We start from the raw sequence: 12,638 nt of genomic DNA on the forward strand, positions 1-12,638 counted from the left end.
CCCACCAAAGGCTTAACCTAACCCTTCACTAAAGCCACCCTTTGGTGCGGTCGAAGGTGACGATCGAAGCATCTTTGTGGGAAGTCTCAAGGACTGCTTGGAGCATTCCCACACGCATCCTTAATGCATCTGTCACGCAGTTGTCCGCGTGACAGGTCAACCGCGTCCCGCGCCTGTCCCCACGTTGTCCCGGGGGACACGGGCGGAACTCCCTGTGACAGTCGACGTTTTATCTGCGCCCGCGCTCTGTCTCACGCTCTGTCACAGAGCCACAATTAGTAGTTCTCTACCCCCGTACAGGTTCTGTACACCCTGTACAGGTTCGGTACAGCGACGCCCACGTAGACGCCGCACCGTCTACAGCAGATCCGAACCGTCCCCGATACGGTTTGGAGTCCTACAGACCTAGTGGAATCTGCTTCCACCCAAAAAACTTTCTACCAAGGTCGAAAGTCCTTTTCCTCTTACCCTTCCAAGGGGCTTCCAAGGCCCTACGAAGGGGTTGTTAATTCAACAACGGGGTTGTCGATCTGACAACGGTTGTCGTTTTGACAACTGGGGTTGCTCTTTCAGCAACGGTTGCTATTTCGGCAACCCCTCACCACTCCCCAGCCATGCCGTTCAGGCGCTCCAACACCTCACGCGCGTCCGCGACGCGGGTCGCTGGGTACTGAGCCCGGTGAATCGCTCCGAGAGCCCACAGCAGGTAATCGCGCTGCGTAAGGCGCTTCCAGCGATTCGCGTCAGCGAGTAGCGGTCTAACCTTCATCACGGTAGGGCGTAGCTTGGTCGGTTGCGCGAGAGTCATGGCAACCACCGCTGAAAACGCCCGATACCGAGCCCCTTGCGAACTGCCCACCGGCCGCCCACCTTCTCCGCACCGAGCGTTCTGGCGGCCGCCTCGTCTTTCCTAGGCACGCTGAGAGGGATTAGCTCGCCCGACCCGTTCCAACCCGGCAGCGCAGCTCTGGGAGCCTTCTCGCGGTATTGCTGACCAGCCAGCCAGTCACGAATACCGAGGTTCGAATCGTCCGCAAACCACTGCTTGCGCCGCTTATCCCAGCTCAGGGCAAACTTCTGCGCCACCTGAATCGGGACTTCGCCTTTCTTTAGCCACATCGTCGGTCTCCTCAGCCGCGGCACGTGGCCGCTTGATCCAGCGCACGAAGCGCTCGCAGTTCTTCTCCGATCGCCTTTGCATGAGCTTTCGCAATCGCATGCGCCGCCAGTTTCTGAGCCAGGAGTTCGCGATACTCGGCCATCAGGTCGCGTCCTTCTGCTTCAGCCAAAGCTATCGTCGCCGGAGATGGCTTCCGCCTGCCGTTCAGGAACGATGCGTAAAGGTTCGCGCCGGATTTCGAGCCGCCCATCACCGACCAGAGGACGTCTCGGCGACCCTCCAGTTCCCGAATGCGTCGAGTCAGTTCGCTCGTCTCAGACATGCACACACTCCCCTTCGAAAACAGTAGGTATGGCAACCTCTATATAGTCTCCAGAAAATGGCATAGCCGAACCCACACTTTTTGCCCGCATAGTGGCAGTTTCTGGTGTAGAGACGGGATGCAATACGTCAGAAAATGGCACTATCCTTGACCTCTCTATGGCAGTTTCTGGGGATCGGATTTCAAATTGCCGCTGGGCCAACGTGCGGTACTTTGATGGGTTTATGTCGATCCCCTCTCGAATGTCGAGGCCGAGCCATGTCAAGGCGTACCACGAAGCTTTATTGGGCTTCGCGCCTTTGCGTGTTTCGATCATGAATCCGTGCTCGATCAATTCCTTCTTGCACTTGGTAACGGTGGTGGTGCTCGTCCAACCGCGCGGCTTCAGGGCCTTCTCGCAAAGAACCAACTTTCCGTTGTTCTTACCGTTGTATTGCATGAGAAGGTCTTGAATGAGCGCGCGAGACGAGAACGACAACTTCAACCAGGCAGGCATATCCATCACCCAGAACGGGATACGGATGAATCGCTCACTGGATTTCTTGTGCTTGCGGTCTTTCATAGAGCCGCCTCAGACCGTTTGCTTGCCTACGGATTCTGCCGAATAGGCAGCGGGGGCCGCTAGCCAGCGGTGAACCTCCTCGTTGCTCCAAACGGTGCAACGGAGGCTCAGCTTGACTGGCTTGGGAGCGCGGCCGCTAAGGCACAGCTTTCGCCACGTCTCACGGCCTACGGGGATGAAGGGAGCAAGATCCGCCCAGCGCGAACACCCGTTGAGGGGGAGCGCCTGAGGGCGGGTAACTTCGGTTGTCTTCGGTGCCATACTCAGTTCCTTGGTGAACGTTGGTATGGCTTGATTTAAAGCCCTCAGGGCACTCTCAGGGCAATATGCGGAGGTCTGAGATCACCCTAAAGGCGAGAAACACCCCACTTTCCTATCGTGGTCGCGTAACGATGTCGACCGCTTCGGCTTGGCGCTGAGAAAGGCCGAAGTTCGATTTGAGCCATTCGATGACGACGTCCTGAGTTGTGTAAGTGCTCCGATCGGCTTCGTTGAACTGCGATCCATAGTACCGAGCGATCACAGCCTGCACGGCGTCAAGAATTCTTGTGTTATGGACTTTCTGCGCGGATTCCGACGTTTGTATCTGACGTTGGTCTTTGATTCCTAATGTGCTCCACAGTGCCTGACGTCGTAGCACGAGTCCGTCTGGCGTCAGTTCACCAGACCCGGAGAAGTATGCATCGTGAGCGTCAAGATCCGCCTTCTTGACGTACAAACCTTCCACCCAATCAGGAACGGAATCTATCCTACCTGTCTCCCAGAATTCCCCTTTCTTGAAAATGTAGACGTACAACCGGTCATCAAACTCGAGCATCTGGAAATCGTTTCCGTGCTTACGATATATCGGGACACCCTCGAATATCTTATAAGCAGCCGTGTCAATGGCAAACCCCAAGTCACCGCTGTACTTCTCAAGCAGCGTATGCATGACCGTCATAAGATCCGTACACTCAGAAAATTCTTCCCCTTGCAAGAACTTAAAGCTGGCCGAAAACTGTCCTGCGATTAGATCAAAGAACGGGATGAAATCCTCAGTAAAAAAAGATTCTGTCGAATCCGCATGTATGACACTTAATATTATCTGCGCGAATCCACCGTGGATCTTTTTGGTGTTCAAAACGAAATTATTCAATCTATCGCTGCTTCCGGGATTTTTCACCAGAAACGGATTTGAATCTCCATGATCTATACCGAGAATCCCCTCGCACACCAACCTAACAAACCGGATGGGATCCTCGTCTATGAATTTGACCAGACCCTGTGATGCCTGCTCTATATCCGCATCGATACCCTCTTTAGCATCCAAACTATCCGAAATGCTTCGAACATTGTCGGCCATGCCCATTTCTCCCGTTCAATTCTTCCCGTTCATACTTCAATATCCTTCCCCTTCGTGCGTGGTCAGATCGAGGCCGGTCTCAGGGGCTACAACTGGAACCCCAGTGAACTGGTTAGCAAACTGGGCCGGAATCGTCCTGTGCGGGAACTCAATGTCGCGGGCAATGACGAAAACGCGGTCGTACCGCTCGACCGCCTTCCAAGTCGGCTCAGGCACAAGTGCGCCGGCAAACTGATAGCCAATCAACAACTTCCGATTACCGGTTGTCGGCCCGTACGCCCGCGCCTCCATAATGTGGGTTCTATCGATCTCGTCGACATACGCCACCACACACCCATCAGGCAAAGATCCCTTCAGGTCGCGGTCTGCGATCTCCGGACGTTGGTCACGAGACGCCAGCGCCTCATATGGGAATCGTTCAATCCACATGCGGGTGAACGTGGGCATCGATTTTTTCCGTACCTTACTCGACTTCGGCATCGCCTCTCCAAAAGTAACAAAACGATCAACGTAAGGACGTTGGCCCTAGTCTCCGGCCTCTTCGTGCTTCGACATATCCAAATCGGTGTCTGGCGATACGGCGTGGAACTTCAGCACCTGACTTGTGTATTGTGCCGGCAGCGTGCGCTCGCAGAATTCGTATGTTTCTTGCTGCACGAGGACACGATCCAGGTCGTCGATAACCTTCCAGATCTGCTCAGGCGCGACCCCATAGCCCGCATCTAACTGAAATCCAATCAGAACTGGCCGCTCTCCTTGCGTCGCACCATATACGCGAGCCTCCAAGGTTCGGCGATTAGACCACTCGTCCAAATATACAATAAGGCGCCGCTCAAACGCCGCAGTCGCGAGTTCTTCATTCCGGTCAGTCGAACTCGAGGATCCACGACGGATGATGAATGCGTTACGCTGGTAGTCCACGTTAATACCTCATAGAAGTTACGAATCCAGGCGCTTGGGAATCCTTTTGCGCTCCTTGTTGGACTCCTTGTGCGGTCACGAGACAGATGTGCGCCAGTGATAGGCCCGCGGATCTGCCTATAGCATCAATTTGCGAACCGGACATCAAGCCAGCGAGCAAACTAAACGGCCAGGTCGGGGTGCAGCCAAGTGCCGCCGCCCTGCCCGCGCTGCGTCTTGATGAAATACCCCCGATTGGGGGCATTTTAAATCTCCGCAAAGTTGATCTGTTTGACGCCGAAGCCAATTCCGCCAAAGTAATCGCACATGCGCCGAGCTTCGGCCCAAGCTTGAGTCTCTTCGGAAAGCGGCTCGCCGTAATAGGTCTTTCCTGCTTGCATGTCCTCGGACTCGCGACCTGCGGTCATGGCGAACGGAATCCATTGTTGGATGCCCGAAAGCATACGCTTAGCCACGATCCACCTCCTCTGAGGAATCCTCAATGATCAGATCGAGCAAAGACGCGATTTCGACACGCGTGAGTGAGGCCCCCACAAGACGTGCGATCGTGTCGATTGCAAGCCATGCAGGTACGATTTCGACGCCAGGCTTGTTTTTTCGAGCGACTTTCTCCCTCGCCTGCCCGATGGTCATTGCCGGCCCGTAAAAAATCCGTTGTTGGTCGACCACGAAGAACGATTCGTCGAGGGGCAGAGCTGCAGGAGCCTCGCCAGCTTCCTTGACTTCTTTAGTTTGCTCCAACGGGATTTCCGCGAGCATCGCAAGAGGTTTCTTAGCCACGATCCACCTCCCGTTCAAGCTGCTCAATCGCATCCGGGATGTCCTTCGCCAGATCCATGATGTGACTCAGCATGCAACGCACTGGCAGGGCGTCTAGCGAGTCGTCGGGCAGCGCCGCATGTAGCACTGCAATGAGGTTGTAGACCGTCCATGCGTCGCAGCGGGCTTGGTTGAATTGGTCAGCGCGATTAGTCACGATCGACCTCCGCATGCACGATAGCCTCAGCAATGCGGTGTGCGAATGCGTCATTGAACGCTTCGCGGCGCAGGACGTCACCGGGCATCGGATCGACCCCGGAGATAAGGTTGCGGAAGTGAAGATCACGCAGGCTGCCGGCGCTCATCGTCGCGCTGAGCAGCCAGATTTCGGCGGCGCGCCTTCCAGCGCAGGAAAACAATGGAAATCGATGAGGGGAACGCTTTTGCTCAGAACGAGCGGATGCATTTGAAGCCATGATCAGGACTCCTAGAACAAGTTAGAGCCTGCCACTCATCGCCAAATGAGGTGGGCAGGCACATGACAGGGTTGGCGAACCGGCGTTCTAGGAAACCGGCATGCGCGCGAGCGCATCCCTATCATGGCCCACCCATAAACTGGGTACGTGCGATGATACTACGGACGAAAAAATACCGCCTTGAGGCGGTTCGTCCGCCTAGAAACATCGGGTCGCCAAACCCGGCCGCTGTTGTCTCAGCGACGAGTAAATCCTATTCCGCCAACATATCGGCGTCAAGCGCCAAATTGTAAACGCTTGAGCCGATGCTAGAAGCAACTATCCTGAGATCAGCCTGCGTCACGGTGACGATGGGCCATATCGAATGGAGAACAAAGAAGTGAAACCAGCACCAAGGCAACAAACGAAACGCGCCGCAATGTTAGAACTGATCAAGCAACACCCTGGCATCACATCAGCTGAGATCGCAGAGAAACTGGGCCTGAAGGAGCCGACCGAGGTGTCGAACGCGCTATGGAAAGCGATACGCAGCAACCGGATCGTGCCGGAGAGAGTGCTTCACAATGGTAGAAATCAGAACGCCTACTACCTGTTTGAGCAACTGCCGCCTGATGCTGCCGAGCGCATCCAACAGCGCACCATCGAGGCGCGCGACGCGCCACCGATTACGAAGGCAGCATCTGCGCGCAACAGTGTGTTCGATATCCCCGGCGAAGCGCCAAGGCGCAAGAGTGCGCCTAACCCTGCGTCCGCAAGCAAATCATCAAACGCTGGATCAGACGGTGGGTTCTCGTGCGCGGTCGCCAACGACGGTAGCCTCATCCTCATGCGCGGAGGGCAGATAGAACTTTCGCTTTCAGGTATTGAGGCGACCACACTACAGAATTATCTTGTGAAGCGCGCTGCGGCAAGCTTCTTCGCAAGCATGACTTGATGGATACGCCGGCGAACGGGGCGCCGGCATTGGCTCATTCCAAAGCATCGCGTTACAGTTGTTCCATGCTAATTTATTGCTACCGCAACCACACGGAAAGGGACGAACTATGACAACTCACAACATCGGCTCAGTGAATATCCGCTGCCCTGACTGCGGCGGCGATCAGTTCATCAAGGACGGGGCAGACGGCGACGTACCGCCTGCTGCACTTGCCGGAGCCACCTGCGCCGCCTGCGGTCGCATCGTCAGCCGTGACGAAATTGAGGATCAGGTTGGGAAGATCGGCGAAGTGTTCACGAATCTGGTTGGCGACGCCATCCGGAAGGCCCTGAGGAACTAACTTGGCTTGGACTACTGCCGGCTCCAACATCCTCCCGCCGCCGAACAGGCGAGGCGACTAGTGCTTTCGGTTGTGATCCGCACCCGCTCTCATCTCGCGAAGAAATTGCTACAGCGGTGAGGGGGTATCGTTCCGCGAAACGCCCCCTTCGGACGATTTCCGTGTCGGCTTCACAACTGGTGGCGGAGTCTTCCCGATTGGTCGCACAAGATGCGCCTCCAGAAACGCATGTAGCAAATCTAGTCGTTACGTAAGTCTTGCGCCCTAGCCTGTAGCGCCAGCTTACGGCGCCCCACTATTACACTGTTTGAGCAGATCTCAATGTGAGTGCCGGGCATCCTATCACCTCACCGTCATCGAATACGGCGCGGATTCTAAATACCGTTTCCTTATCGATATCAAGGCTTTCTGCGATGAAAGTGGTCGCAATAGTCACAGAATTCCCCGGCGCTTGCCATGCGCCATCGGGAGGAACAAATTCCGACTCCGATTGGAATTCAGAGTCCCGGTATATTTTGATCTTGACGGACCTGAACGGCCTTGTTTTCGGCGCATGGCAAGTGACAAAGATGGCAAGCTTGCTTACGCGAGCGGGGAATGTCGGGAAAAGGGCAACGTTTTGGTAGACGCCCACCAACGTTATCTTCCCGCCTACCTCATGCCGGACGTCGTCACAGAAGAGTGCCGACAGGGACCTTTCCAGAAGGGTGATTTCTTCCATCATTCGGTCGAATCTGAGGATGTCGCTTTTGTCAGCGCATCAATAATCTGATCCGCAGATACCCCTAAGGCATCTCGGAGCTTCTTGATTACCGGTGCAGAAAGATTGGGGATCTCACCTTTTTCGAGCCTCGCGATATATGGCTGTTGGGTTCCAACTCTCTCCGCAAGCGCTGCCTGGGATAAGCCACGTGCAAGCCTCATACTTGTCAACGACTCCGCTCCTTCCACCGCGGCAATCCTCCTAGCCAAGCTCATGCGAGCGCGCTCGATCGCAGCCTTCCGGGACGCAACCTTTTCATGGCGCCCGACAACGTCAGAGATCGCTTTTGCGCCATGCGAGGCCTGCTGGAGCGCTGGGCTATGAGAGTGCATCGTCACCGGAATGGCCACAATGATCCACCCTTCTGTCTTGGTGGCTGTCGCATCTTCAGTTGAAGGGGAAAATCCCAAGACTTTCATACTCGGCAAGCAATCGCTTGACTCTTGGGTGATCGAGGTCATAAGCGATTGATCTGTGGAGGACGCCAAGGACATGATAGGTCTCCGTTCGACCGTCATATGCATACAGTGCTCGGTAAGGGATGAGGACTCCGCCCTCGCTCCAGATTTTCAGGCGAAGTACGACGTAGTCGTGATTGAAGAGACTACTAACTTCGCTGACGTCAAATGTAGGGTTAGCAACATTGCGATGACCATGACGGAACAACCTTTGTTGAAGCTGCTCGTTGTCAGAAATTGCTTCGAGGACAGCAAGGATCATGGCTGCCGCATCCTCGTCTACACCGAAGATCTCATCGATGTCGTCATCCGCACTACTTTCGATGAGGAATTTGCTCATTATAACTGGTTAGTTATCGGCTTGCGCGGAGGCTAACACAAAGCGTGGTGCTTTGCTACACATAGCGTGAAGGTTGTCTAGCACCTCACATTCGGGACGCGCCCTGACCCAACGGCACGTTGTCGACGTGCACGCCATGAATGTCAGATTGAACCCTATAAATCTTACATCAAAGCCGTGCCGCAATTTGCTCAGACGTCTCCCGATAATAGTGCTCCTGCAGAATTCGGAGATCTTTGTGTCCGCTGATCTTGGCAAGGGTCATAACATCGACCTTCCTCGCAAGCCGGGTGAGCGCCTCAGCTCGACTATCGTGAAAATGGAGGCCATCGATCTGAAGAGATCTCTTGGCCTTGATGAACAGCGCAGCGAGTGAGTCCGATGTCACAGTGAAACATTGGTCGCGATCGGCGATCGGCCTTAGCAGGCGAATAGCACCGCGGGTCAATGGCACCTCTCTCGGTCGCCCGGTCAAATACTGCATCTTGTGCTTAATCGTAGCAATACGCCTTTTCAGGTCGACGTTGCCCTTCCCTAGCGACAAGATCTCGCCAGCTCGCATAGCGCTTCGCAATGCGATAAGGAACGCCAATGCAACTTCTTGGCTCTTCGTCTGCGGTGCATGGCCAGTTCGATAGCCCAGACGACGCACAAGCGGCCGAACCTCTTTCCAAGGATCTACCCGCCGGGTACGGGGAGCGCCCTCCGGCGGCAAACGAAGACCTTTGAAGGGGTTATGCTCCATCCAGTGCCATTCTTCACGGGCAACTGTGAAGACGTTTCGGATCAGATTTACTTCGCGATTGACCGACGAAGACGATACCGGCAGTGCCGCGGATCCGTCTGGTCTAATGTAGCCAGCAAGCCGGGCATCGCGCCATTCGGCGAGTTGAGGCGTCTTGAAATCCGCCAAGGGCATAGACGCTAGATCAGGAAAATCGGCCTTAAATCTCTCCAGGCGTAACCCCTCTGCTCGACCGCTAGTCTTGCGAGGAGAGACCTTTCTAACGTATTCGTCAAATGCGTCAGCGACGGTGCGCGGCTTAACGAGCTCGCCTACCGGCTCGCTCTCGCCCGCCAAGCGCTTCTTTTCCGCAGATGGATCTTTCCCAGACCGAAGTTGCTCTTTCGCAACATCACGCGCTTTGCGCGCAGCAAGCAATGAGACCGCTGGGTAGACGCCGAGAGCCATCCGCTTCTCTTTTCCGTCGAAGCGGTACTTCAGGCGCCAGTATTTTGAACCGTTCGGCATGACCTCAAGGTACATGCCGTGGCCATCCGTCAATTTGTACGACTTTTCTCGTGGCTTTGCCTGACGGGCAGCGACATCAGTAAGGGGCATAGTTCTGATGGGGGCATCAAGCCACCCAAAAACAGGGGGAATTGCCCCCTAAGATGCCCCCGTTTTCGCTAGCAGTCAACGGGAAATGCTGGCAATGCGTGGGAACAATATTCCCGTAATCCCTTGACTGCACAGGATTTTTGGTAGATCCTGGGCAACGTTGGGAGGCCCTGTGGTGCCGGCGACCGGAATCGAACCGGTAAGCCGTGAGGCGGCGGATTTTCGTCACACTACGTCTTTAGACGCCGCGCGCTTGTGAGTCAAAACCCCAAGCGGCGTTCGTGCGCTGGACTATGCCTTCACCCTAGCCTGACAACCATCGCGCGCATTGCAGCCGCGCGGGCCATCCAAACCTTAGGCGCCCCCCGTCTAGTCTCTACACCTTCCGCGCCGACGCTTGCGCGCCAACGGGCTTGGCTCGGCGTCGCCTCGGCACTGCGCGCTTTCGCGTCGCCTGGTGCCAGGGGTTTCGCCGAATTTGAGGGGTTCTGCACCAGCCGTTTCCAGCTGGGCACTCAATCTGTGTTTAAGTCCGCTATGTTTACCAATTTCATCACGCCGGCAGGGCGGACGGCATTCTACCACTGCCTCCCGGCCCCTCCAAAGCGCGCGAGGCCCATCGCGTCATCGCCCGGTCACATGCGCTTTCCATAATCGGCCGCATCGAAAACGTTTACAACGCTCGGGCCGCCCGCATGACGCCAACCATCAAGGATGTCGCCGCACACGCCGGTTTTTCGATTGCCACCGTTTCGCGGGCAATCAACGCACCGCATACGGTCAATCCCGTCACGCTCGCCAAGGTGCGCGAAGCGATCGACGCGCTGAAGTTCCGCCCCAGCCCGATCGGCCGCCAGTTGCGCGGCGAGCGCACGCGCCTGATCGGCGTCGTGCTGCCGACCCTGGCCAACCCCGTATTCGCGGAGTGCCTGCAAGGCATCGACGAACTTGCCTCGGCGCAGGGTTTTCGCCTCATGCTGATGACGACGCAGTACGACGCCCAGCGCGAGCGCCACGCCATCGAAACGTTGCGTGCGCAACGGGTAGAAGGCCTGATCCTGACCGTGGCCGATGCGGACACCCACCCGCTGCTCGACGAACTCGACGCCGACGGCCCGCTCTACGTGCTGATGCACAACGACACGACGCGCCGCCCCTCGGTGTCGGTCGACAATCACCAGGCCGCCTGCGACGGCGTGCGCATGCTGATCGCGCATGGCCACCGGCGCATCCTGATGCTCGCCGGCACGCTCGCCGCGTCCGACCGCGCGCGCCAGCGCTACGCGGGTTACGCCCACGCGATGGAGCAAGCCGGGCTCACGCCCGCCCCCGCACTGGAAATCGATTTCAACGCCGAAGCCCTCGCGCCGTCCGTCCTCGCACACCTGAGCAACGGCCCCGCGCGCCCCACCGCGCTCTTTTGCAGCAACGACCTGCTCGCGATGGTGGTCATGCGCGGCCTGCGCCGCGCTCGCCTGCGCGTTCCCCAGGACATGTCGATCCTCGGCTTCGACGGTCTCGCGATGAGCGAACTGCTGGCCCCGCCGCTCGCGAGCATCGGCACGCCCAACGGCGAGATCGGCCGCGCCGCCTGGCAGCGCCTGATGGCGCGCATCAGCGGGGAATACGTGGGCCCGACGCTCGATCTCACGCTGCCGCACACGCTGCGCGAAGGCGGCACGATCGCGGCCATCGCGGCGGGGGGCGGTGCAGCGCGCGTGAGCAGCGTGGCCGGACGCGGCGTCACCCAGGGCGACGCACTCATCTAGGCGCCCCATTCCCCATCGAATCAACCGGCCACGCACGAACAGGCGCACCCGCGCGCGGCCCGTCACACCCCTGCACATCGCACCGCATCCGACCAGGAGACCCGACGTGATACGCCGCTTCGCCCTCGCCGCCAGCACGGCGCTCAGCCTCGTGTGCGCGCTCGCGGCCAGCTTCGCCGCCTCGACGCCCGCTCATGCCGATGAAACCGCCATCTGCTACAACTGCCCGCCCGAATGGGCCGACTGGGCAAGCCAGATCCAGGCGATCCAGCGTCAGACCGGTATTCGCGTGCCGTTCGACAACAAGAACTCGGGCCAGTCGATCGCTCAGCTCATGGCCGAACAAAAAAGCCCGGTCGCCGATGTCGTGTACCTGGGCGTCTCGTCCGCGTTCCAGGCGAAGGACAAGGGCGTGATCGCTCCGTACAAGCCCGCGCATTGGGACGACATCCCCGCGAATCTCAAGGATCCGCAGGGCTACTGGTTCGCGATCCACTCGGGCACGCTTGGCTTTTTCGTCAACAAGGACGCGCTCGACGGCAAGCCGGTGCCGCGCTCCTGGGCCGACCTGCTCAAGCCCGAATACAAAGGCATGATCGGCTACCTCGATCCGTCGAGCGCCTTCGTCGGCTATGCGGGCGCAGTGGCGGTGAATCTCGCGCTCGGCGGCACGCTCGATAACTTCCAGCCTGGCCTCACGTGGTTCAGCAAGCTCAAGGCAAACCAGCCGATCGTGCCGAAGCAGACCGCCTATGCGCGCGTGCTGTCGGGCGAGATTCCGATCCTGCTCGACTACGACTTCGACGCCTATCGCGCGAAGTACAAGGATCACGCCAACGTCGAATTCGTGATTCCCACTGAAGGCACGATTTCCGTGCCCTACGTGATGAGCCTCGTGAAGAACGCGCCGCACGCGCAGAACGGCAAGAAAGTGCTGGATTTCGTGCTCTCGGATCAAGGCCAGAAGCTCTGGGCGAACGCTTATCTGCGCCCGGTGCGCGCAAGCGCCCTGTCGCCCGAGGCCGCCGCGAAGTTCCTGCCCGCGAGCGACTACGCGCGCGCCAAGCCGGTCGACTTCGCGAAGATGGCGGGCCAGCAGCAGAGCTTCGGCGAGCGCTATCTGCAGATCATGCACTGACGCCTAATGCACGCCTAAAGCACGTTTTCGCTTATCCACCTTCATCGTT

Annotated in this window: 18 protein-coding genes; 4 read left to right on the forward strand and 14 right to left on the reverse strand. The window is 57.6% G+C overall.

Annotation, left to right across the window (positions count from 1 at the left end):
• Positions 1 to 804: 804 nt before the first annotated feature.
• The 10 genes from BBA01S_RS02325 to BBA01S_RS02370 all read right to left on the reverse strand — a co-directional run bounded on the left by BBA01S_RS02325 (position 805) and on the right by BBA01S_RS02370 (position 5,502).
• Complete coding sequence (locus BBA01S_RS02325; RefSeq protein WP_027815020.1) at positions 805 to 1,119, reverse strand: hypothetical protein; 315 nt, start codon at positions 1,117 to 1,119, stop codon at positions 805 to 807.
• Positions 1,120 to 1,130: 11 nt separating this feature from the next.
• On the reverse strand, positions 1,131 to 1,442 hold the full coding sequence (locus BBA01S_RS46615) for a hypothetical protein (RefSeq protein ID WP_027815021.1): 312 nt from the start codon (positions 1,440 to 1,442) through the stop codon (positions 1,131 to 1,133).
• Positions 1,435 to 2,004 (reverse strand): hypothetical protein, encoded by a 570-nt coding sequence (locus tag BBA01S_RS45075; RefSeq protein ID WP_052391653.1) that lies wholly within the window; start codon positions 2,002 to 2,004, stop codon positions 1,435 to 1,437. The genes BBA01S_RS46615 and BBA01S_RS45075 overlap by 8 nt, the downstream gene beginning before the upstream one ends.
• 373 nt (positions 2,005 to 2,377) lie before the next feature.
• Positions 2,378 to 3,346, reverse strand: a complete 969-nt coding sequence (locus tag BBA01S_RS02340) for a hypothetical protein (protein ID WP_156965829.1) — start codon at positions 3,344 to 3,346, stop codon at positions 2,378 to 2,380.
• Between the two features lie 36 nt (positions 3,347 to 3,382).
• Entirely contained in the window at positions 3,383 to 3,793 is a 411-nt protein-coding gene (locus tag BBA01S_RS02345; protein WP_042295641.1) for a hypothetical protein, read from the reverse strand.
• 78 nt (positions 3,794 to 3,871) lie between these two features.
• Positions 3,872 to 4,267: a hypothetical protein gene (locus BBA01S_RS02350; RefSeq protein WP_027815024.1), complete on the reverse strand. Its 396-nt coding sequence runs from the start codon at positions 4,265 to 4,267 to the stop codon at positions 3,872 to 3,874.
• 245 nt (positions 4,268 to 4,512) lie between these two features.
• Positions 4,513 to 4,722 carry a hypothetical protein gene (locus tag BBA01S_RS02355; RefSeq protein ID WP_156965830.1) on the reverse strand — a complete coding sequence of 70 codons (210 nt, stop codon included), beginning with the start codon at positions 4,720 to 4,722 and terminating at the stop codon, positions 4,513 to 4,515.
• Positions 4,715 to 5,047 (reverse strand): hypothetical protein, encoded by a 333-nt coding sequence (locus tag BBA01S_RS02360; protein WP_156965831.1) that lies wholly within the window; start codon positions 5,045 to 5,047, stop codon positions 4,715 to 4,717. Before BBA01S_RS02360 ends, BBA01S_RS02355 begins: the two co-directional genes overlap by 8 nt.
• Positions 5,040 to 5,243, reverse strand: a complete 204-nt coding sequence (locus BBA01S_RS02365) for a hypothetical protein (RefSeq protein ID WP_042295644.1) — start codon at positions 5,241 to 5,243, stop codon at positions 5,040 to 5,042. The genes BBA01S_RS02360 and BBA01S_RS02365 overlap by 8 nt, the downstream gene beginning before the upstream one ends.
• A complete protein-coding gene (locus tag BBA01S_RS02370) occupies positions 5,236 to 5,502 on the reverse strand; it encodes a hypothetical protein (RefSeq protein ID WP_156965832.1) in 267 nt (88 codons plus the stop codon). Before BBA01S_RS02370 ends, BBA01S_RS02365 begins: the two co-directional genes overlap by 8 nt.
• Positions 5,503 to 5,866: 364 nt before the next feature.
• Between BBA01S_RS02370 and BBA01S_RS02375 the strand changes: the two genes are divergently transcribed.
• Both BBA01S_RS02375 and BBA01S_RS02380 read left to right on the forward strand, forming a co-directional pair.
• Positions 5,867 to 6,436: a winged helix-turn-helix domain-containing protein gene (locus tag BBA01S_RS02375; RefSeq protein WP_027815029.1), complete on the forward strand. Its 570-nt coding sequence runs from the start codon at positions 5,867 to 5,869 to the stop codon at positions 6,434 to 6,436.
• Between the two features lie 109 nt (positions 6,437 to 6,545).
• Positions 6,546 to 6,779, forward strand: a complete 234-nt coding sequence (locus BBA01S_RS02380; protein WP_027815030.1) for an ECs_2282 family putative zinc-binding protein — start codon at positions 6,546 to 6,548, stop codon at positions 6,777 to 6,779.
• A gap of 298 nt (positions 6,780 to 7,077) precedes the next feature.
• Here BBA01S_RS02380 and BBA01S_RS02385 read toward each other — a convergent pair whose 3' ends face one another.
• The 4 genes from BBA01S_RS02385 to BBA01S_RS39765 form a co-directional block, all read right to left on the reverse strand.
• Entirely contained in the window at positions 7,078 to 7,503 is a 426-nt protein-coding gene (locus BBA01S_RS02385) for a DUF6941 family protein (protein WP_027815031.1), read from the reverse strand.
• Positions 7,500 to 8,003, reverse strand: coding sequence for a helix-turn-helix domain-containing protein (locus BBA01S_RS45670; protein WP_167335992.1), 504 nt, complete (start codon positions 8,001 to 8,003; stop codon positions 7,500 to 7,502). The genes BBA01S_RS02385 and BBA01S_RS45670 overlap by 4 nt, the downstream gene beginning before the upstream one ends.
• On the reverse strand, positions 7,930 to 8,340 hold the full coding sequence (locus BBA01S_RS47465) for a hypothetical protein (RefSeq protein ID WP_167335993.1): 411 nt from the start codon (positions 8,338 to 8,340) through the stop codon (positions 7,930 to 7,932). Before BBA01S_RS47465 ends, BBA01S_RS45670 begins: the two co-directional genes overlap by 74 nt.
• A 169-nt stretch (positions 8,341 to 8,509) precedes the next feature.
• Positions 8,510 to 9,682, reverse strand: a complete 1,173-nt coding sequence (locus BBA01S_RS39765; RefSeq protein WP_084161730.1) for a tyrosine-type recombinase/integrase — start codon at positions 9,680 to 9,682, stop codon at positions 8,510 to 8,512.
• Positions 9,683 to 10,377: 695 nt separating this feature from the next.
• Here BBA01S_RS39765 and BBA01S_RS39770 point away from each other — a divergent pair.
• Together BBA01S_RS39770 and BBA01S_RS02410 are read left to right on the forward strand one after the other, a co-directional pair.
• Complete coding sequence (locus BBA01S_RS39770) at positions 10,378 to 11,451, forward strand: substrate-binding domain-containing protein (protein ID WP_042295655.1); 1,074 nt, start codon at positions 10,378 to 10,380, stop codon at positions 11,449 to 11,451.
• Positions 11,452 to 11,557: 106 nt separating this feature from the next.
• Entirely contained in the window at positions 11,558 to 12,589 is a 1,032-nt protein-coding gene (locus tag BBA01S_RS02410) for an extracellular solute-binding protein (RefSeq protein ID WP_156965834.1), read from the forward strand.
• Positions 12,590 to 12,638: the final 49 nt, after the last annotated feature.

The organism is Paraburkholderia bannensis NBRC 103871, from assembly GCF_000685015.1.
GTDB classification, from domain to species: domain Bacteria; phylum Pseudomonadota; class Gammaproteobacteria; order Burkholderiales; family Burkholderiaceae; genus Paraburkholderia; species Paraburkholderia bannensis.

What these genes read in the sequence shown, in the direction of transcription:
- BBA01S_RS39770 (WP_042295655.1), top strand. Translation starts at nt 10,378, where the DNA reads ATGACGCCAACCATCAAGGATGTCGCCGCACACGCCGGTTTTTCGATT.
- BBA01S_RS02380 (WP_027815030.1), top strand. Translation starts at nt 6,546, where the DNA reads ATGACAACTCACAACATCGGCTCAGTGAATATCCGCTGCCCTGACTGC.
- BBA01S_RS45075 (WP_052391653.1), bottom strand. Translation starts at nt 2,004, where the DNA reads ATGAAAGACCGCAAGCACAAGAAATCCAGTGAGCGATTCATCCGTATC.
- BBA01S_RS02325 (WP_027815020.1), bottom strand. Translation starts at nt 1,119, where the DNA reads ATGTGGCTAAAGAAAGGCGAAGTCCCGATTCAGGTGGCGCAGAAGTTT.
- BBA01S_RS02370 (WP_156965832.1), bottom strand. Translation starts at nt 5,502, where the DNA reads ATGGCTTCAAATGCATCCGCTCGTTCTGAGCAAAAGCGTTCCCCTCAT.
- BBA01S_RS02385 (WP_027815031.1), bottom strand. Translation starts at nt 7,503, where the DNA reads ATGATGGAAGAAATCACCCTTCTGGAAAGGTCCCTGTCGGCACTCTTC.
- BBA01S_RS47465 (WP_167335993.1), bottom strand. Translation starts at nt 8,340, where the DNA reads ATGAGCAAATTCCTCATCGAAAGTAGTGCGGATGACGACATCGATGAG.
- BBA01S_RS02345 (WP_042295641.1), bottom strand. Translation starts at nt 3,793, where the DNA reads ATGCCCACGTTCACCCGCATGTGGATTGAACGATTCCCATATGAGGCG.
- BBA01S_RS02375 (WP_027815029.1), top strand. Translation starts at nt 5,867, where the DNA reads ATGGAGAACAAAGAAGTGAAACCAGCACCAAGGCAACAAACGAAACGC.
- BBA01S_RS39765 (WP_084161730.1), bottom strand. Translation starts at nt 9,682, where the DNA reads ATGCCCCTTACTGATGTCGCTGCCCGTCAGGCAAAGCCACGAGAAAAG.
- BBA01S_RS02340 (WP_156965829.1), bottom strand. Translation starts at nt 3,346, where the DNA reads ATGGCCGACAATGTTCGAAGCATTTCGGATAGTTTGGATGCTAAAGAG.
- BBA01S_RS46615 (WP_027815021.1), bottom strand. Translation starts at nt 1,442, where the DNA reads ATGTCTGAGACGAGCGAACTGACTCGACGCATTCGGGAACTGGAGGGT.
- BBA01S_RS45670 (WP_167335992.1), bottom strand. Translation starts at nt 8,003, where the DNA reads ATGACCTCGATCACCCAAGAGTCAAGCGATTGCTTGCCGAGTATGAAA.